This window comes from Bacillus sp. BC08, assembly GCF_054326875.1.
Window position 1 is genome coordinate 664,320 of record NZ_JBTGPA010000031.1, and the last position, 18,486, is coordinate 682,805.

Below are 18,486 nucleotides of genomic sequence, written 5' to 3' on the forward strand. Positions count from 1 at the left end.
AATCATTATATTCAAGCCTTTCTTTTATAATAAAAAAATCATAACGTGATAAATTACATAAGTCAAATTGTAAAATTATGTACTCAAATTAATGGTGTGAACTTAAATTTCAGCGTTAAAATAAACGAGTTTTCAAATAATAAATCACAATTACTTATAATAAAGATTTATTATTTATACACACACCTAACTTCTTTCTTATATTAGCCTTCACTCCCTCGATATAATTTTATTATTTATTAATTTGTCTGATAAATCAATAAATGTTAATATGGTTATAGAATATATTATCACCCATTAGATTTCACAAAAACGATTTCTGAATCCTTAAGTAAATAGGAGGTTTAGAAGATGAAACTTTTAAGGCAATCAACAATTATTGGTGCATTAACTGTTGGAGGATTTTTATTTTCAAATACAATTGGTACACTCCCACCTGCGTCTGCTGAATCGCAACTTACACAAAAAGAATCACGATATTCAGATAATTGGCGGTGGCAAAGCTATTTTTTATTACATCATAATGCAGATTTTATAGAAGAGTTAGCAGTTGGTGACTTAAAACATGGAGATACATTCGATGTTACTATATTTACTGGTGGTAAAGATACTGGTATTGTAAAAATATATCAATTGAGTGGAAATGAAAATGATGAAATAAACTTGCATAGATATAAAACCATTTATGACTCGGGTTTGAAACATAATTATGGTAGATTTGTAACACCTATTACTAAGGCTTATAATCCTGGAACATATGTAGCTGTTATGAAACTTGGAGAAAATTATTATTATGGAGGTAGCTTTAAAATCTCAAAATAATTAAATCTCATCAAAAAATATTTAATACTATTTTTATTGGACAAAAACCATTTTAAAAGCTCCTCTACCTTATATAAGATAGAGGAGCTTTTTGATTATTTGCCCTTTTTAAGGTTAAAAAATGCTTACTCTCTTTATAAATTAGCATTTTTATTCAATAACTATTTCGAGTTCTTTAAATTCTACAAATAAAATATGCAATAGTGCATATTTTATTTGTTCACTCTTTAAAAATGCGATAATTTGTTTATAAAAATATTTAAAATTAATATTGGAAGGAGAATATTACATGTCTTTCTATTCTTGGTCTCCACTTATTTTCTTAATAGTTGTTGCAATTATCATTTCTATTCAAAAGGCTAAGAAACAATAATTAATTACTTGGAGGTGTAATAATGTCATTTGCAGCATGGAGTGCAATTTTTATGACTTTAATCGGAGCAATATCTGGAGCAGCCTTTGGTACAATATCCGCTAGAAATAAAAGCAAAAATTAAATGCTAACGTAAAAATAAATTTCTAATAAAACGCTATACAAAAAAGTAGCCTATAAAATTTTATAGGCTACTTTTCATTTCATCAATATTATTTAGCTAATTCTTTTGTACCCTTTATTACATCAACGAAGAATCCCCAGTTATTCACAACAGAAGAAATACTAATATGTTCATCTGGAGTGTGAACATTGAATATATCTGGACCGAATGAAATTGCATCTAAGTCAGGCATCTTTTGAACGAATGCACTACATTCGATACCTGCATGTACAGCGAAGATTTCAATCTCTTTATTGTATTTTTCTTGATGCACTTTTTCAAACAAATTACGAATTTGTGAATTTGGATTGTATGGCCATTCTGGATACTCTGACTCTATTTCAAATGTTGCACCAACTAACTCGGCAATACATTTAATTTCATCTGCAACATGTTGTTTTAAACTACTTACAGAACTTCTCACTTCGTTACGTAATTTAATTTCATCTTGCAACGTTTCAATAACACCTAAATTTGTTGAACTTTCTACTAGACCTTTAATATCCAAGCTCATACTTTGAATGCCGTTTGGAATTAAGAATAATGATGAAATAAGTTGCTTTTGTGTCTCTTTAGCAAATACTTTTTCTACTTTTTCATCCAATTTTGTAAGTGTAACATGAACATCTGGATCAACAGCACGCATTTCTTCTTGTAATACTCTTGTCCAAGATACTAGTTTTTCTTCCACTTTCTCTACATCTTCTGTACGTAATACAATTGTAACTACACTTTCACGCGGAATTGCATTTGTTTTTAATCCGCCGTGAACTTCACTTATATCAAATTGAATATTTGCTGATAAATCACGTAATACTCGTCCTAATACTTTGTTTGCATTACCACGTTGTTTATCAATTTCCATACCAGAATGTCCGCCTTTTAAACCACCAACATATAGACGGTATGCATCCGTATTAGCTGGCGCTTCATCCCATATTACTGGAATTGTTTCAACAGCTTTCGCACCACCTGCGCTACTTACAAGTAATTTATGATCTTCTTCAGAATCAATATTTATAAAAATCTTACCATCAAAGTGATTTGCATCAACAGCGAAAGCCCCGCCCATTGTTGTTTCTTCTTCAGTAGTAATAACTACCTCAAGTGCTGGATGCGGAATGTCTTTTGAATCTAATAAAGCCATTGCATACGCAACTGCAATACCATTATCAGCACCTAAAGTCGTTTGATTTGCATATAACATGTCCCCAATGATTCGTAATTCAATTGGATCTTTTTCAAAATCATGTACGGTTGCTTGATTTTTTTCACATACCATATCCATATGACCTTGAATGATAATAGCTGGTACATTTTCATAACCAGTAGTTGCTTCTTTTTTAATAATGACATTCATTGCTTCATCTTGAATCACTTCTAAATTACGCTCTTTTGCAAAGCCAACTAAATAATCACTAATTTCCTTTTCATTACCCGATCCTCTAGGAATCTTTGAAATTTCTGCAAAATGATAAAATACAGGGTGCTTTGTTAATTGTTCTAAAGTAGAATACATTTTTAAGCTCCTCTCAAAATGACAAAATAATATGTAAGTCTTTTATCATTATACCATGATTCATTATTTTACCTTTCTTTTAACTTTTTTAATATTATCTATATTGTTCATTTTATGGACAACTTCTTACAACACTGTAAGGGTATTGTAATCTATATCGATTTTTCTCATTTCATAATAGGCGCATACTGTGTAAAGAAACAAATTGAAGGAGATAAAGAAAATGAAAAAGTTTTTAGCGATTATTACACTATGTTTATTATTTTCTAGTTTTACTATTGGCTGTGAGAGAGCATCACTAAATCGAATTGGTAAGGATGTGTATTACGTGCAGATAAAAGGCGAAGGGACGATTGAAAAAGTAGAAGGTATAAGCTTACGAAACTACACGTTGCCCGCATATGACGAAGACGGAGTAAAAAAACAAATTACATTTAGAAGTAAGAAAGCATCAAACGAACATAAATTAAATGAAAAGGCATTTTTATGTCTTTATGTAGATCAAGATGATAAGAGCAAAAATGAAATATCATCAATTGAAGTGAGGTCATACGAAGAGGTTCAGGAAGCTGACTTACCCGCAAAAGTAAAAGAAAAGTTAAATGCTAAATAAAAAACAAAAGAAAATGCTCTATGCATTTTCTTTTGTTTTTTTCACTCGTATATATTTTGAACTGCTATTATTCATCAGTTTCTCTAAACGATTTATATTTTCCGTTAACGCACCTTTCACAAGAGAGAAATCTGTATTTGATTCTTCTTTTTTTTCTTTAAAAAATGAAGACTTTTGTACATTTACTTCAGCCATCTCTTCTCCCCCTTTTCAAAAAGATACAACCTTCTATTTATATTATATCGCAAATGTACGCAGCATGTACAAGTATCATTTTCTTTTTAATTCTTCTAATTCTTCTACTTGCTGCAATGTATCTCCTTTTATTAACGAGAAATCTGATATACCTTTAACTCCTACCTGGCATTCTCTCTTTTTTATTTTTGTTAATTATCATAAAATTACCAACATTAATCTACTATTTAATAATAATATTTGATATTATAAAAAAGTAAATTTTGATTCTTTGTTATTGAATCACCAAACATCCAATGGCTATTAATTCGAAATATAATAAATGATTCCTTTGATATAACCTATTTAACCAAAAATCTTTTCGAAAAAGAAATAGCAAAACTAATAAAGCATTAATCCTTTAAGACGGGAGTATATTTATATTGAATAAACGACAGCATTCTAGCAAAAAAAAGGAAGGTTTTTTCGAAAATAGGATATTACCTATCCTCACTGTTCTTTCAGGTGTAATACTATTAGTATACAAAGGGTTAGAATTCATTTCAAAGTATGTATTACTTTTAATCTTATTTGCCCTACTTATTGCTTCATTATACTTATTGTTTATGAAAGAAGTAGTTGGTGCTGCTATTGGATTCCTTTTTGCAGCCCTTGGGTATTATATGTATAAAATCATTTTTAAACAAAAAAAGAAATAGCAGATAAGCAAATCATAAAGAGTGTAATACAAAAGAGAATGCTTTTACGCATTCTCTTTTGTATACTTATATGGAGTCGCCTTTATAAATTTTTCTAATTGATCTACATTTTGAGTCAATGCACCTTTCACAAGAGAGAAATCTGTATTTGGTTCTTCTTTTTTTTCTTTAAAAAATGAAGACTTTTGTACATTTACTTCAGTCATCTCCTCTCCCCCTTTTCAAAAAGATACAATCTTCTATTTATATTATATCGTAAATGTAGACAGCGTGTACAAGTATCATTTTCTTTTTAATTCTTCTTCTAACTCTTCTACTTGTTGTAATGTATCTCCTTTTATTAACGAGAAATCTGTTGTATCTTCATTATCTTCTTTAAAAAAATCATTGTCATAATCTTTTATCATTACAATCACCTCTACGTGCTAGTGTAGGAATGATTGTCCGATTTTATACAAGTTTGTCTAAATTCGCATTACCTTTATGTATAAGTGAAAAGGACAGAAGAAAATCCTGTCCTTATTTACTAAAATAACTATGATGTATTGTTAAATTATATACATTTTCAAAATCCCGATCTTGCAGATTATTTTTCTTCCCATCAATAACAATGAAAACATCACTCACTATTTTTGCTGGTATAATTCCGACATTTTCTACTTGCACCGCTTTCTGCTCATTTAATTGTTCCATGTACTCTAACGGAACGATCGTACTAAATTGCGAGCGGATACCGCAAAAGTTTGTATTTAATTCCTTTGTCGCTTCAAATACAACAATTTTCGCTCCAATCTTTTCTCCATACGAATCTAAAAATGCGTTTAAGCTTTTTGTATATTCTTCTTCCGTATGCCACTCCATCGTACCGAATACTGCTGGATTGACAGTTTGAATGATAGTTGTGTATATTTCTCCTCTTGCTTTAGAAGCAATTAATGATCGTTTAATCGATTGAACAGTCTTGCCGATATCGCTAAATTTCGCTCCCCATATTTCTGAAATATTAGGTGTTAAAATAAATGCAATATCAACGAAAATAACCATTGCAGTGAACATTAAAAGATTTTTCCAGAGGGTTAAATCTATTCCTTTTATCATGAAATACACGGTGACTGATACTATAAACAACCCATACCAAGTCTTTCTAATCCGTTGCTTCTTCTCTTCGTACAACTCTTCATTTCTCCAGTAAAAAAAAACAAGAACTAGAAAAACGATTGCTAAAATAAATAAGCCGATTCGAATGTTAGAGATCACCAATGACATCACCCTCCATTCAAAAACTACTCACGATATCATTACATGCACAAGCAGCTCTCTTTATGACAAAAGACGTGGACAAGCTTCTAAATTTAGCAATATCGCATATACATTAGAAGGTACCACGTCTTTTATCTTGAATCTACATTGTATATGTAGACAAGCATACGTTTCAAATTTTCATGTTAAAAAGAAATATGTTTTGGAATTTCCCCTTCAGGTACTTCTCCAGCCATACTTAAGTAATAATGACGAATTGGACGTAAATTATCGTCTAATTCATACACGAGTGGTATACTCGTTGGAATATTTAATGAAACAACACCATCACTTGAAAGGTTATCTAAGTATTTAACTAGCGAACGTATTGTATTACCGTGCGATGAAATTATCACCTTTTCTCCATTTTTTAATGACGGCGCAATTTCTGAATGCCAATAATCAAGAACTCTTTTCTCCGTGTCCACTAAACATTCAGTCAATGGAAACTCACCTTTTTTAAGTGCTTTATATTTTGGATCATTCATTTCAAATCTAGGATCATCTTCAGTAAGAGCAGGTGGTCTTACATCAATACTTCTTCTCCAAATATGAACTTGCTCCTCACCATATTTTTTCGCTGTTTCATCTTTATTTAACCCTTGTAATGCACCGTAATGTCTTTCATTTAGCTTCCAAGATTTATGTACTGGGACCCAGGCAAGATCCATCTCATGAAGTACAATCCATAAAGTCCGGATTGCTCTTTTTAATACAGATGTATAGGCGGCGTCAAACGTATATCCATTTTTCTTTAATATCGCTCCTGCTTCTCTCGCTTCACTTAACCCATTCTCTGATAAATCTACATCTGTCCATCCTGTAAATCGATTTTCAAAATTCCATAAACTTTGTCCGTGACGAATAAGTACAAGTTTTATCATAATAATTCCCCTCTCGGAAATGTGAATTTTATTGTTCCATTGCGTACACGTATAAAGTATCTAGTAATGTATCTTTTTATCCATTCACTCTATGATCAAACCATAGTTGCCAAATGTATGGATAAAATTTGTTCTTTTTCAAACTATAAAAACAGATATATTTCTTATTATTTTTGATCGATTACAACTTCTCGTTTTGATATCCAAGCATCAAAACCTGATCGACTATTTGCCATTTCATTCATAACTTGATGCCAATTTTCTTCACACGATTCACCAAATTTTGAAAAAATAGCACTCATTTGTTGTCTTTGAACATCGCTCAGTTTTTTCTCTAAATCTACGCCTATTTCTGTTAAAGATAACTGTTTCACACGACGGTCATGTGTAGCTTCATTGCTCTCAATTAAACCCTTTTCCACAAGTTGTCGTAATGGTCCGTGAAGAGCTTGTTTACTTATTTCTAGCAGTGATAATAACTCATTTACACTTATCCCTGGAAATCGTGCGATAAAAAATAAAATCCGGTGATGTACTCGTTGTATGCCATACTCTTTTATAATTTCATCTGGCTTTTCAGTAAATGTTTTATATGCAAAGTAAAATAATGCTAATGCTTCATTCATCTGTTCTTCTTTATGTTGTGTCATCTACTTTCCCCCTGTATGTAAATTATACCACAATCCAGTAATCAATATTTTAATGAACGCATTGGAACTTAGTCTATTGAAATATTCATTGCAAAATTAGGAGATGATTCACTTGAAAACGCAATATACTGTAAGTACATATTTACTAGACCGACTAAGCGAATTAGGAATTGAACATATTTTTGGTGTCCCTGGTGATTATAATTTGGCTTTTTTAGATGATGTACTAGCACATGAAAAGCTAAAGTGGATTGGTAATTGTAATGAATTAAATGCGGCATATGCTGCTGATGGATATGCTCGTATAAAAGGAATCGCCGCTCTTATTACCACTTTCGGTGTTGGAGAATTAAGCGCACTTAACGGCGTTGCTGGGTCATACGCAGAAAACGTACCAGTTATAAAAATAACTGGTACGCCAACAACTAAAGTAATGGAAAATGGAGCACTCGTTCATCATACGTTAGGTGATGGAAAGTTCGATCATTTTTCCAATATGTATAGAGAAATCACGGTGGCACAATCAAAATTAACACCTGAGCATGCCACCGAGGAAATAGACCGTGTGTTACGTGCATGTTGGATTGAGAAACGCCCTGTTCATATTCAATTACCGATTGATGTGTATAATAAATCAATCAATAAACCTACGGAACCAATTTTACATAAACCAGTTGTAAGTAATAAAGATGCGCTAGATAAAATGCTTCTACATGCAACTTCAAAAATAAACAGTGCCAAAAAACCTGTTATTTTAGCTGATTTTGAAGTCGCTCGTTTTCATGCGGAAGAATATTTGCATCAATTCGTAGAAAAAACTGGATTTCCTATCGCAACTTTAAGTATGGGGAAAGGAGTCTTCCCTGAAAAACACCCTCAATTTATAGGAGTTTATACTGGTGATGTTAGTTCTCCATACTTACGAAAAAGAATTGATGAATCTGACTGTATTATTAGTATTGGCGTGAAATTAACTGATACTATTACTGGCGGCTTTACACAAGGCTTTACGAAAGAGCAAGTAATAGAAATCCATCCCTATACTGTAAAAATTATAGATAAAACATATGGACCAGTTGTAATGAAAGATGTTTTAGAACAATTAACTGATTTAATCGAACATCGCATAGAGGAAACACTAGAAATTAAGCCCTTTATTTCAGAATCACTATCGTTTACTGAAGAGTTTAATCCCAAAGCACAAATGGTCACACAAAAACGTTTTTGGCAACAAATATACTATTTCTTACAAGAAAACGATGTTTTAATTGCAGAACAAGGAACGCCTTTCTTCGGTAGTGCTGCTATCCCTTTACCAAATAACACTACTTATGTAGCACAACCATTATGGGGATCGATCGGTTATACATTACCTGCTCTACTCGGTACACAGCTCGCTGATTTATCGCGGCGTAACATTTTAATTATTGGTGATGGTTCTTTCCAATTAACTGTTCAAGAGTTATCGACTATACTCCGTCAAAATTTAAAACCGATTATATTTTTAATTAATAACAATGGATACACTGTTGAACGTGCAATTCATGGTCAAAATCAACCGTATAATGACATACAAATGTGGGATTACACAAAACTCGCAAACGCATTCGGATCAGAAGAAAAATGCCAAACATTTAAAGTGAAAAATGAAATAGAGTTAGCAGAAGTCTTAATGGATATAACTTTAAATAAGAATCAACTTATCTTTATTGAAGTTGTAATGAATCAAGGGGATCAGCCTGAATTGTTAGCTAAACTCGGTGAAAGATTCGGCAAGCAAAATTCTTAATAAGAAAAGCGTAGCTATAAATAATATCAGGTTCAGCTGAGAGTTGTAAAACTTGTTTTGATACTCCAAATACACAAGGAAAAGGATGGCAAGTGCCATCCTTTTTGACATATATTGAACTTCCCCTTATTTTTCAAGAGCACTCTTCAACTAACGCCCAGTATAACAAGCAAACGTTTTTAATCCATCTTTAACTTTATAGCTTTTGTAGCAATAAAAGTTTTAATATGCTTATCTAATATTCTAGTTCCACCAAAATCATCCTCATAAAAACCGGTTATGACTAAACCAGCTTCAATTTGACCTTGAATTTGATCTTCAAGAGTATGGGCATATTCTATTGTCTGATTGGAATTTACATAATCTTGAACTTCATCCTCTCGTAAGTAGTCTAGTGTTGATGAAGGTATAGAATGTTTAACATCAAGTATACCTTTTTGTTCTTGATTGTCATCAAAAATCCATAGTAACGGATTTGTAAATCCTGAAATAAGAATTCCTCTATTCTTTAGTACCCTTGATACCTCATTCCATACAAGATGAACATCTTTTACAAACAAATTAGAAACGGGATTTACGACAATATCAAAATATTCATCTTCAAAATCACTAAGGTCTGACATATCTCCTTGAACTGTTTTTAAAGTTAACCCGTCCCGTTCTGCTACCTTTTTATCTTGTTCCAACTGCTTTCTTGATATATCAGTAACTGTTACATCTGCTCCAGCAGCAGCTAGAACAGGTGCTTGTTGTCCACCACCTGATGCTAAGCAAAGTATCTTTAATCCATCTAATGACTTTGGAAACCACTCTCTAGGAACTAATTTTTCCGTAGTAACTGTAATCTCCCATTCACCTGTTTTGCTTTTCTCAATAACCTCGCTACTTACAGGCTGCGTGTATCTAGAGCCTTCTTCAACCTTTTTATCCCATGCATTATTGTTTTGTTGAGTTGTATCCATTATAACTATTCCCCCTAGCTATCTTGTTACATTTTAAATGTAAGATCATTTACTATGTAAGCTTTCCTTTTTCTATTAACGTAACCAATAATTAATACATATTTTTCTATATTTATATTAACAGATAAAAAGTAGTGAGAAAAATAAAATATTCTAAATAGAAAAAATATAAATTCATTTAAACTAATCAATTACAAATAAAAAGGCATTCCAAACCTGTTGACGGTTGGAACACCTTTTTAAAATTTATTTAAATTTTCAACCTCTGAACTACATCCATTAAACAAATAAATTACAATTTATTCCACAAGCGTTAACTGCCAAGACACACCATACTTATCATTTAACCAACCAAATTTTTTACTAAATGGATAAGAACCTAAAGGCATTAGTACAGATCCATCCTGCGCTAGTTTATTAAAAGCAGTTTCAATTTCTTCTTCCGTATCACAAGTTACATAAAGAGACATTGCTGGTGTAAATGTAAAATTATGATTTACATAACTATCGATGCACATGAACTCTTGCCCGTGTAACGTAAAAGTTGCATGAATGACAGAACCCTCTTTACCAGGTCCATTTTCATCGTAACGAGAGATATTTACAATTTCTGATTGATCAAATAGCGACGTGTAAAAATTCATCGCCTCTTCAGCTTTACCTTCAAACATTAAAAACGTAGTGATTTTTTGATTTGTTTTATTCATACAGAGACAGCCCCTTGTTATGTATTTATGTAAAACATACATTGGCAAGCAAAAACCGAACGTATATTCTTATAAATGTATTGTCTATAAAAAAGATGAGTTTGTCAATTAAATACCTGTTTATTTCTTCTTAAATAATGCTGTCCAAAGAAATGATTCTCCAAACATAGTATTTGGTTGGTCAATTTGCTTCATCTTTCTAATTTCGATCACTTCAAATTCTTTAAATATCCCTCTTAATTTTTCTTCTGAATATGCAAGACCACCTTGTAAACTCCATCCTCTATATACGTCCCAATCTGTTATTTCTGATCCATTTCGCTCATCAAAATCGCCTGCTGCAAAACATGTTAATCCAAAATAACCACCCGATTTCAATGAGTTTTTAATTAAATTCACATAATGTATTCTTCTATGTGGTGGAATATGATGTAAACAGCCCGAATCGTATACAAAATCAAAATCATTTTGACCCTCTAAATTAAAAATCGAATCACAAATAAACTCAATTTCTATTCCTTTTGCTAACGCCCTCTCTTTCGCCCAATTTATACCTTCTATAGATAAATCCACTGCTGTTACTTCAAACCCTTCATTCGCCAAATAAATTGCATTTCTTCCTGGACCACATCCAAGCTCCAGCACTTCCCCTTTGGAAACCGATCCTGTTTCTATATATGAAACTAGATTTTCATCTGGAACATTTTCAAAAAACGGAACATTTTTTTCTCTATTCGCATAAAATTCATTCCAAAATGGTGCTGCTGGTCTTAATAATGAATCAAGCATTTGAATAATATCTTCTTGCGTGTGCAACGTTTCATTTGTCATTTGTACCCCTCCAAATTTTAATAGTCAGAAAATTATTATATATCTTTTAGAACCTTCAGACAAAGAAAAAATCCCTACTTTTCTTTGTCTGAAACATGCGAGATAACATCAAGTAAAACTACAGAACATCTTAAGAATAGAAGTTGATACATATGTGGGAAAGATTTAAAAACTATACATATTTATCAAAAAAATTTAAGTTTATGCTTTGGTTATTTGGTATTACTTGTTTTGTACACTTGGTTGCTTTCTTTGGCGGACTATTTTCTTCTGAATTCCTTTGGTTTAAAGGTCTTTGCGCTATTGCAACACTATTAGTTTTTATGGATGTTAAGCGGAAAATCAATAAATATAAGGTAGTATTGTGAAAAGGAGCCACTACAGGTTTTTTCTGTTCAAAATAAAAAAGCAGCTGTTAGGCTACTTAAAGTTTGTCTTATCACCAAATAAAATGATATATATATTCTCCCGTCACACTTTCATCAACTCCAGCAACCCTAGCAAATCTCATCACGTCAGCACCCTGAAGAAAATACATTGTCAGCATAACTGGCACCCGTGACCACATAAACCGATAAAGCTCATTCACTCTATGCTTAGTCGTAACAATTAAATCATTCGCAGGTCCATTAATCCACGCAGAGGTTCTAACTGAAGTAAACGGAAGATCTTTCCCATTAACCACTATTCTCGCCATAATATGTGTTATATCCACATCGATACCCTCATTCCAAAAATTAAATCTGTTTCCCATATTTACATAAGTATTCGATGCTATAAGAAATGTTTAAAATGCTTTTTTATTTTTTCCAATCTTCAAGATCTTTATATTACCTTGTATATTCGTTTTCAAACACATTTTCATGCCATGCATCATCTGCGTCTGGCCTTGACTGCTTGTTATTGTACTCATTCACATCACCATTTCCATTGAACCATTCAGGATTCCTATGAACGTAACGGTAAATAAACTGTCTTGCTTCTTTTAATGAGTTAAATTCTCTAAATTTCTGCAACTCGACTTTTAATTGTTCTTCAGCCATTAGCTCCTCTGGGGAGAAGTAATCTTTTTTAATAATTTCTTTTATGTCACTTATGAATTTAGTAAAGAAAATACTATACTCAATAAGAAACACAAAAGCCACGATACAAATGCACCGTGGCTGAATATTTAAATACAATTGGTCTTTTCTTCCTTTTTTGCAGATTCTTACCGCCCTTGCTCGTTTTCCGGTATCCTTTTAACAAAGGGGCTACGCTATCCCCACACTATTCTTTTTTCAAAGAACTTTATTGATATAGCGTATTATTAATTCTACTTTGAGAAATCCCCAGAAACGTCCCCTTTTTCATCACCCTTTTTATCGAAAAAAGACCTGCATTTATGCAAGTCAAATATAAATCAGTGGCTTTACTTAGATAAAATTATTGACGAGATTTTATATCACTTATTCTTTGGGAGACGGGAATCTTGCAGCTTCAAAATGCGTACTATTTTCTACATTTGAAATAACTCCAGCTACGCTACTTTGTGCAAAAACCTCGACTACATCCCCTGCATTCAATTGAATTATTGATGAAACGGCAACAACATTAGCAAAGTTTATTGGACCAAAAAAATCATTATCTATTGCAATTGCCGGATTTCCATTAACTCGAATTTCTACCCGCGCTCTATAGTTTGTGTTTAGATTATTAGGAATGAACGCGATTGTTCCAATAACAGAATAAACACCTCTTGTCTTTGGTATAAAAATGGATGTTGCAGGGTTATATTCATTTGCTAAATCAAATTGTTCATTTTGGAATAAGACTTTTACAAAAGTATTTGCTGGCACATTCTGATTAACTGTGCTTACAGCTCTAAAAGCAGATGCTCTTACAAGATTGTATTCGTTATCATCAGAACAACAATTCACTTTTACATTAATCCAAGGCTTTTCATCATGTTTTTTATCACATTTGTCATAACTCTTACTGCTTTTAAGACAATCATGATATTTGTTTTTGTAATCCTTACAATGATCATAGTAGGAATAAGACATACTAGTTTCCCCCTTTTAAATTTATTACTACATACTATGTAAGATAGATTTAAAAGGTTTGGACGAGCTATTATTACTTTTAATAGAATCAATAATCCTCACTATTCTGAAAATAAAAGAAACATAAAAACATGTATAGTAGAACTACCACATCCTTTCTTATCGATATCAACACCAAAAAACACTAGAATTCCATTTCTGTTGCTTCAAAAGCAAGTTTTATATAATTCCTAAAGCCGTAGCTATCAACTGAATAGCACTATTTTCTTCTGATAATACGGATCACGCTTTATCATTAATTCATTGTACACAAACGAATCTTTAACTTTCTGATTCCCCAGGTACTTCATTTCAATTATCTTGCGTTCATCTTCATCAAGGTCATATTTTAATGTCCGTTTAATTTGTTTAAAACGTATCTCATGATTCTTATCGTCACCTTTTATTTTAAGAAAAAGAACGCTGCCCCCCGCTTGATCCTGTTCTTCTTAATTCTTCATCCGGACGCACAATGCTCTGTAGTTTTTCAGCTCCTTCACCACAAGTCTACACATCTCCTTTTCATCGATAGCTTCAAAGAATGACAATTGATTCATATGATATGGTTCTCCTCCATTCAATCTAATTACTTGAAAGTTACTCCTTATCTTGGCCAAACTGTATTTGCATCTAGATTATCACCTTGAAACCGAGCAGTTAGCTTTTGCTAGCTGCTCTTTGTTTGTAAATAACGAACTCAATTGACTGCACGCACATATAATATTCTGTGTTCCTTTCTTTATAAATTGAAATAGTCATTACAAAATGAATCTCGTCACGAGAGCACTTTATTAAGTGCTCTTTTTTGATCTTTGAATACTTATTAAATGAAATTTTTGTTTAATTTATAAAATACAATTGCTTGTCCACTTCAACCCATTCACCATTGAATATTATCTAACCACTATGATCGTATAATTCTTCTTACATTTTTCATTCACTTCGATATATTCTTTAATTTCCCTTAACTATCCTTACACTTATATATAATTGCTTTTTGCTACCTTTACCACCTATGACGAGCAATCATAAGAGGTAAAGATATGAATAAAGAAAATATTGTTTTACATGGTACTGCTATTAAATCAATTTTAATCGATTCAATACTCCTATCTATTTTTCGTCATTCACTTTACCAGCAGAAGCAACAAAAGTAACAGGTTCAACGGTGTTGATTTAGGAAGCGAACTCCCTTATATATATTACTTTTCGTAGCGAACACTCGTTCTTTACATATTATGGAATGGGTTTATATTTGTGACATAAGGGCTTATTTTTTTATTTATTTTAATTTTCAAGGGCTTTTTTATTATACTTGTGTGTTAACCAATTCATAAGTTGTAGTGTGTAAGTAGGTGAATGATAAGGATGGTGTAAAAATGAGTGAATTTAAAAAGAAATTTCATATTCCATGTGATTGTTTTCTTCCCCCAGTACCCCCACCTCAAGTTGGACCTACTGGACCGACAGGAGCAACTGGACCTACTGGGCCGACAGGAGCGACTGGACCTACTGGACCTACTGCTGTAGGATGTTGTCCATGTAATAATGTTCTTAACAACCCTGGATTTGACATACCACCTGTAGGAGTAGATCCAGTTCCAGGTTGGAATCAAGCCGGTTCGGTTTCAGAAGTAGGTTTTCCAAATGTTCATAGTGGTCGTTTTCTGCCAGATGGGTCATTTAGTCTCTTAGCTGCATCAATTGGTCCAGGTGGAAGTATTAATCAAACAGTTGATGTTGACGAAGGTTGTTGTTATACATTTTCATTTGCTGCAGATGTAAGGGATGGTGCATTTCTTATTGCTTCTGTATCTTTTCCAGAGCTCGGGCAAGCATGTCCTCCTGCCCCTGTAACTCTTGGTCCATCAAACATTCCACATATTGTACCAGTTATGAATCAACCGCAATCTCTTTTCCAACATTATATTCTTGTTGTGTGCATACCAGCCACTGTGACTATAGCATGTATTTCTTTCCAAAATACTGCTACAGGTGGAGAAGGTGCAACAGCTTTTGTTGACAATGTCGTATTTCAACCTACTGGTGGGCCTTGTACTTCATGTTCACAAAATTTTTAATAAATTAATGCATTTGAATGTTTTGGTTTACTGGCGAATCCAATAACTATTAAAGAGGGCCTTCTGGCTCTCTTTTCATATTCGAAATCACCATAATCTGGCCCCTCACCCTTGACTCCACTCACTATATATTCATTAATCCATTATCGGTTACTCTTCATTTCATTCCAATGACTATTTTATTTTAAATCCGCACACCCTTTAGAAGCATACATACGATATCATGTGGTATTCTTTTTCAATATTAGTTTTTATTCGTGAGCGCCTTAGATGGCGCTCTTTAATTTTCAAATAACACCTTTTAGTAAAAACGAGAGCGGATTTTATAATGTTGTACAAGCACTACTTCGCTTTATTAAATAAACTATATAGACATCTAAAAGAAGGGAGCTTTACATTCATATGGCTGATTACTTTTATAAAGACGGTAAAAAGTATTATAAAAAACAGTCACATTCGAGCAATCAAAAAAATAACTGTTTTATTGAGACGCATACAATTGCAGGTTCTGAAGAAAATGCAAATGGAAATATACCTGTATCTGTTTTCCTTGAAACTACCACTCCACAAACTGTATTTGAGGATTTTACAAACAATCACAATAAAACATTAATCCAGTTATTTGTTGTTGGTATGAGTGCACCCGTTCAAGTAACTATTCTAACAAGAAAATCTAGTATACCAATTACTACTACATTACAACCCGTTCAAACAAAAATATTTCAAGTTGAAGATTTTCAAAGTCTTACTCTTACAAGACAGGAAGGTCCTACTAGTATAGTTAGTTTATTTGTTCAAAAAACATTTTGTATTTGCTGTAGCGATAATAACGATTCATGTGATGAATATTACCATGATTGCAATTAATAGATTAAATCACCTGAAGAACTCTTTATATAGAGAGTTCTTTTCTTTTTTTATATCTTGTGAAATATACCAAGGTTTGAACCCCTAATCCTAGGGCTTCTTTATTTAAATAAGAATTTTAGTGAAAACAAATTCACTATTTATTTGCAAAGTTCATATACTTATATAGACTTAAAAAATACAAAATATAGTCCTTGGTCCAAGAGCACCACACTCTTTGTTGGTGCTCTTTTCAGTTAAATATTATTTTTGCGAAAATTCCATTGTCTAATTTTTCAATTGTCCATTTCACTTTTCTCTATTTCCACATTTATTATTAGAAATACTAATTTATTAGAGGTGAAATTATAATGGACGAGTTATTATCTTCCGCTTTAATAAATCCTGATTTACTCGGACCTACTTTACCAGCTATTCCACCATTCACACTGCCTACTGGGCCTACTGGATCCACTGGGCCTACTGGATCTATCGGACCTACTGGGCCTACTGGATCTACCGGACCTACTGGGCCTACTGGGCCTACTGGGCCTACTGGGCCTACTGGGCCTACTAGCGATACTGGACCTACTGGACCTACCGGGCCTACTGGGCCTACTAGCGATACTGGACCTACTGGACCTACCGGGCCTACTGGACCACCCGATGGGCCTACTGGACCCACCGGACCTACTGGGCCTACTGGACCACCCGATGGACCTACTGGAAGTACCGGGCCTACCGGAGGCATTGGACCTACTGGAAGCACTGGGCCTACTGGAGGCATTGGACCCACTGGGAACACTGGGCCTATCGGGGGCATCGGACCTACTGGGGACACTGGGCCTACTGGAAGTACCGGGCCTACTGGACCTGGATGTATAGAACCCCTACCACCTTTCACTCAAATTGTTTATGTAAACAAAGCTGGTAATGACGCTACTGCTGATGGTTCTGAATGCGCACCATTTTTAACAGTGACTGCAGCAATGGCATCAATAACAGATGCTATTGCACCATTTCCGGATCCTTTAAATATAACGAAACGTTATGCTATCTCTATTGGACCTGGCAACTATATCGAACCATTAATTCATTTAAAAGCTAACGTTCAATTAGTAGGAACTAGTACTTTATTGACTAGATTACAAATTCCTTTCGATATAAATGATCCGTCTTGGTTTGATTTGAACTTTTCCCAAGATCCTAGATCTGGGTTTGTTAATCTGACATTACTAAGTGCACCTCTTGATTTTAACTTTCAAACGGCACAAAGTGTTTCAGGTAAATTATTCTTTGTTACCGTTAATATAACCCCTACTCCTATATTTACAGCTTTATCGACTTCTGTGAATCAAGTGAATATCCGTGATTCAATGTTATCCGCTGGTTATACTCAAAATGGAATTAATATGGCAATGTTTGCTTCGTTCGTTTCTAGTGGCAATATTACTATTAATTCGCAAGCAACCACAGATACCCAAGTCAACTTAGTTGGTGGAGGAATAAATGGTAATGTCATTATTAATGTGCTACCTGGTCATATTCCAATTGACCCCTTAAATTTAACCAGCTTTGCTATTACAGAAAACATCTTCAATCCCAGCCCTAATTCAGGAAATTTATTTGTCAACGGTGCTAATAACGTTATTACAAGAGTCAGAGCGACAGTTGATTCATTACCTATTCGTTCCCGAATAAATCTTATAGGAACAAATACATCTTTAATTAGAGTTGATGATGCTTTCGATCTAGCTTACACACCTAATAATCCAGCAAACTGGGCACCCCTTCCTCCTACTACAGTACAGGAAGCTTTAGATAGAATTGCCGCATTGCTGGCAGTAACTATTGGTACGCCATAAACATCTTAGAATGAACTTAAATCCTAATTTTACAAGAGCTACATTGCTATGATTTGTAAAAGAAAAGTCTCTTCAAATCTGATTGGAGAGACTTTTTAGTTACTA

At 33.3% G+C, this 18,486-nt stretch carries 21 protein-coding genes; 8 read left to right on the top strand and 13 right to left on the bottom strand.

The window, feature by feature from the left end:
* Positions 1-351 precede the first annotated feature (351 nt).
* Complete coding sequence (locus ACXVYO_RS13995) at positions 352-822, top strand: DUF5065 family protein (protein WP_458467493.1); 471 nt, start codon at positions 352-354, stop codon at positions 820-822.
* A gap of 585 nt (positions 823-1,407) precedes the next feature.
* Here ACXVYO_RS13995 and pepD read toward each other — a convergent pair.
* The gene (pepD, locus tag ACXVYO_RS14000) at positions 1,408-2,877 is read right to left on the bottom strand and encodes a beta-Ala-His dipeptidase (RefSeq protein WP_458467494.1); all 1,470 of its coding nucleotides are present in this window, start codon (positions 2,875-2,877) and stop codon (positions 1,408-1,410) included.
* A 223-nt stretch (positions 2,878-3,100) separates the two neighbouring features.
* Between pepD and ACXVYO_RS14005 the strand changes: the two genes are divergently transcribed.
* On the top strand, positions 3,101-3,490 hold the full coding sequence (locus ACXVYO_RS14005; RefSeq protein WP_458467495.1) for a YxeA family protein: 390 nt from the start codon (positions 3,101-3,103) through the stop codon (positions 3,488-3,490).
* Between the two features lie 18 nt (positions 3,491-3,508).
* Here ACXVYO_RS14005 and spoIISB read toward each other — a convergent pair whose 3' ends face one another.
* Positions 3,509-3,685 carry a stage II sporulation protein SB gene (gene spoIISB, locus ACXVYO_RS14010; RefSeq protein ID WP_458467496.1) on the bottom strand — a complete coding sequence of 59 codons (177 nt, stop codon included), beginning with the start codon at positions 3,683-3,685 and terminating at the stop codon, positions 3,509-3,511.
* Between the two features lie 422 nt (positions 3,686-4,107).
* On the opposite strand from spoIISB, the gene ACXVYO_RS14015 reads away from it, so the two are divergent.
* Positions 4,108-4,383: a hypothetical protein gene (locus ACXVYO_RS14015; RefSeq protein ID WP_458467497.1), complete on the top strand. Its 276-nt coding sequence runs from the start codon at positions 4,108-4,110 to the stop codon at positions 4,381-4,383.
* Positions 4,384-4,427: 44 nt separating this feature from the next.
* On the opposite strand, the gene ACXVYO_RS14020 is transcribed toward ACXVYO_RS14015, so the two are convergent.
* From ACXVYO_RS14020 to ACXVYO_RS14040, 5 genes are all read right to left on the bottom strand, one after another.
* A complete protein-coding gene (locus tag ACXVYO_RS14020) occupies positions 4,428-4,589 on the bottom strand; it encodes a hypothetical protein (protein WP_458467498.1) in 162 nt (53 codons plus the stop codon).
* Positions 4,590-4,664: 75 nt separating this feature from the next.
* The gene (locus ACXVYO_RS14025) at positions 4,665-4,790 is read right to left on the bottom strand and encodes a hypothetical protein (RefSeq protein ID WP_000588712.1); all 126 of its coding nucleotides are present in this window, start codon (positions 4,788-4,790) and stop codon (positions 4,665-4,667) included.
* 112 nt (positions 4,791-4,902) lie between these two features.
* A complete protein-coding gene (locus ACXVYO_RS14030) occupies positions 4,903-5,640 on the bottom strand; it encodes a type II toxin-antitoxin system SpoIISA family toxin (RefSeq protein WP_458467793.1) in 738 nt (245 codons plus the stop codon).
* Between the two features lie 188 nt (positions 5,641-5,828).
* Positions 5,829-6,566, bottom strand: a complete 738-nt coding sequence (gpmA, locus tag ACXVYO_RS14035; protein WP_458467499.1) for a 2,3-diphosphoglycerate-dependent phosphoglycerate mutase — start codon at positions 6,564-6,566, stop codon at positions 5,829-5,831.
* Positions 6,567-6,733: 167 nt separating this feature from the next.
* Positions 6,734-7,216: a MarR family winged helix-turn-helix transcriptional regulator gene (locus ACXVYO_RS14040; RefSeq protein ID WP_088080043.1), complete on the bottom strand. Its 483-nt coding sequence runs from the start codon at positions 7,214-7,216 to the stop codon at positions 6,734-6,736.
* A 103-nt stretch (positions 7,217-7,319) separates the two neighbouring features.
* On the opposite strand from ACXVYO_RS14040, the gene ACXVYO_RS14045 reads away from it, so the two are divergent.
* Complete coding sequence (locus tag ACXVYO_RS14045) at positions 7,320-9,005, top strand: alpha-keto acid decarboxylase family protein (RefSeq protein ID WP_458467500.1); 1,686 nt, start codon at positions 7,320-7,322, stop codon at positions 9,003-9,005.
* A 179-nt stretch (positions 9,006-9,184) separates the two neighbouring features.
* Here the strand turns inward: ACXVYO_RS14045 and ACXVYO_RS14050 are convergent, their stop codons facing one another.
* The 3 genes from ACXVYO_RS14050 to ACXVYO_RS14060 all read right to left on the bottom strand — a co-directional run bounded on the left by ACXVYO_RS14050 (position 9,185) and on the right by ACXVYO_RS14060 (position 11,505).
* Complete coding sequence (locus ACXVYO_RS14050) at positions 9,185-9,967, bottom strand: class I SAM-dependent methyltransferase (RefSeq protein ID WP_458467501.1); 783 nt, start codon at positions 9,965-9,967, stop codon at positions 9,185-9,187.
* A 299-nt stretch (positions 9,968-10,266) separates the two neighbouring features.
* On the bottom strand, positions 10,267-10,674 hold the full coding sequence (locus ACXVYO_RS14055; protein WP_458467502.1) for a VOC family protein: 408 nt from the start codon (positions 10,672-10,674) through the stop codon (positions 10,267-10,269).
* A 120-nt stretch (positions 10,675-10,794) separates the two neighbouring features.
* A complete protein-coding gene (locus tag ACXVYO_RS14060; RefSeq protein WP_458467503.1) occupies positions 10,795-11,505 on the bottom strand; it encodes a class I SAM-dependent methyltransferase in 711 nt (236 codons plus the stop codon).
* Between the two features lie 152 nt (positions 11,506-11,657).
* Between ACXVYO_RS14060 and ACXVYO_RS14065 the strand changes: the two genes are divergently transcribed.
* Positions 11,658-11,873 carry a hypothetical protein gene (locus ACXVYO_RS14065; protein WP_458467504.1) on the top strand — a complete coding sequence of 72 codons (216 nt, stop codon included), beginning with the start codon at positions 11,658-11,660 and terminating at the stop codon, positions 11,871-11,873.
* A gap of 71 nt (positions 11,874-11,944) precedes the next feature.
* Here the strand turns inward: ACXVYO_RS14065 and ACXVYO_RS14070 are convergent, their stop codons facing one another.
* The 3 genes from ACXVYO_RS14070 to ACXVYO_RS14080 form a co-directional block, all read right to left on the bottom strand.
* Positions 11,945-12,259, bottom strand: a complete 315-nt coding sequence (locus ACXVYO_RS14070; protein ID WP_458467505.1) for a hypothetical protein — start codon at positions 12,257-12,259, stop codon at positions 11,945-11,947.
* Positions 12,260-12,335: 76 nt separating this feature from the next.
* On the bottom strand, positions 12,336-12,650 hold the full coding sequence (locus ACXVYO_RS14075; protein ID WP_458467506.1) for a hypothetical protein: 315 nt from the start codon (positions 12,648-12,650) through the stop codon (positions 12,336-12,338).
* A gap of 303 nt (positions 12,651-12,953) precedes the next feature.
* Entirely contained in the window at positions 12,954-13,550 is a 597-nt protein-coding gene (locus tag ACXVYO_RS14080) for an ABC transporter permease (protein ID WP_458467507.1), read from the bottom strand.
* A 1,418-nt stretch (positions 13,551-14,968) separates the two neighbouring features.
* Here ACXVYO_RS14080 and ACXVYO_RS14085 point away from each other — a divergent pair.
* The 3 genes from ACXVYO_RS14085 to ACXVYO_RS14095 all read left to right on the top strand — a co-directional run bounded on the left by ACXVYO_RS14085 (position 14,969) and on the right by ACXVYO_RS14095 (position 18,381).
* Positions 14,969-15,670, top strand: coding sequence for a collagen-like protein (locus ACXVYO_RS14085; protein WP_458467508.1), 702 nt, complete (start codon positions 14,969-14,971; stop codon positions 15,668-15,670).
* A 402-nt stretch (positions 15,671-16,072) separates the two neighbouring features.
* Positions 16,073-16,537 (top strand): exosporium protein D, encoded by a 465-nt coding sequence (locus tag ACXVYO_RS14090; protein ID WP_458467509.1) that lies wholly within the window; start codon positions 16,073-16,075, stop codon positions 16,535-16,537.
* Positions 16,538-16,887: 350 nt separating this feature from the next.
* A complete protein-coding gene (locus ACXVYO_RS14095; protein ID WP_458467510.1) occupies positions 16,888-18,381 on the top strand; it encodes an exosporium leader peptide-containing protein in 1,494 nt (497 codons plus the stop codon).
* Positions 18,382-18,486: the final 105 nt, after the last annotated feature.

Excerpts from the sequence above, each read along its gene's own strand:
- ACXVYO_RS13995 (WP_458467493.1), top strand. The coding sequence starts at position 352 with ATGAAACTTTTAAGGCAATCAACAATTATTGGTGCATTAACTGTTGGA.
- pepD (WP_458467494.1), bottom strand. The coding sequence starts at position 2,877 with ATGTATTCTACTTTAGAACAATTAACAAAGCACCCTGTATTTTATCAT.
- ACXVYO_RS14005 (WP_458467495.1), top strand. The coding sequence starts at position 3,101 with ATGAAAAAGTTTTTAGCGATTATTACACTATGTTTATTATTTTCTAGT.
- spoIISB (WP_458467496.1), bottom strand. The coding sequence starts at position 3,685 with ATGGCTGAAGTAAATGTACAAAAGTCTTCATTTTTTAAAGAAAAAAAA.
- ACXVYO_RS14020 (WP_458467498.1), bottom strand. The coding sequence starts at position 4,589 with ATGACTGAAGTAAATGTACAAAAGTCTTCATTTTTTAAAGAAAAAAAA.
- ACXVYO_RS14025 (WP_000588712.1), bottom strand. The coding sequence starts at position 4,790 with ATGATAAAAGATTATGACAATGATTTTTTTAAAGAAGATAATGAAGAT.
- gpmA (WP_458467499.1), bottom strand. The coding sequence starts at position 6,566 with ATGATAAAACTTGTACTTATTCGTCACGGACAAAGTTTATGGAATTTT.
- ACXVYO_RS14040 (WP_088080043.1), bottom strand. The coding sequence starts at position 7,216 with ATGACACAACATAAAGAAGAACAGATGAATGAAGCATTAGCATTATTT.
- ACXVYO_RS14045 (WP_458467500.1), top strand. The coding sequence starts at position 7,320 with ATGATTCACTTGAAAACGCAATATACTGTAAGTACATATTTACTAGAC.
- ACXVYO_RS14050 (WP_458467501.1), bottom strand. The coding sequence starts at position 9,967 with ATGGATACAACTCAACAAAACAATAATGCATGGGATAAAAAGGTTGAA.
- ACXVYO_RS14055 (WP_458467502.1), bottom strand. The coding sequence starts at position 10,674 with ATGAATAAAACAAATCAAAAAATCACTACGTTTTTAATGTTTGAAGGT.
- ACXVYO_RS14060 (WP_458467503.1), bottom strand. The coding sequence starts at position 11,505 with ATGACAAATGAAACGTTGCACACGCAAGAAGATATTATTCAAATGCTT.
- ACXVYO_RS14065 (WP_458467504.1), top strand. The coding sequence starts at position 11,658 with ATGTGGGAAAGATTTAAAAACTATACATATTTATCAAAAAAATTTAAG.
- ACXVYO_RS14070 (WP_458467505.1), bottom strand. The coding sequence starts at position 12,259 with ATGGGAAACAGATTTAATTTTTGGAATGAGGGTATCGATGTGGATATA.
- ACXVYO_RS14080 (WP_458467507.1), bottom strand. The coding sequence starts at position 13,550 with ATGTCTTATTCCTACTATGATCATTGTAAGGATTACAAAAACAAATAT.
- ACXVYO_RS14085 (WP_458467508.1), top strand. The coding sequence starts at position 14,969 with ATGAGTGAATTTAAAAAGAAATTTCATATTCCATGTGATTGTTTTCTT.
- ACXVYO_RS14090 (WP_458467509.1), top strand. The coding sequence starts at position 16,073 with ATGGCTGATTACTTTTATAAAGACGGTAAAAAGTATTATAAAAAACAG.
- ACXVYO_RS14095 (WP_458467510.1), top strand. The coding sequence starts at position 16,888 with ATGGACGAGTTATTATCTTCCGCTTTAATAAATCCTGATTTACTCGGA.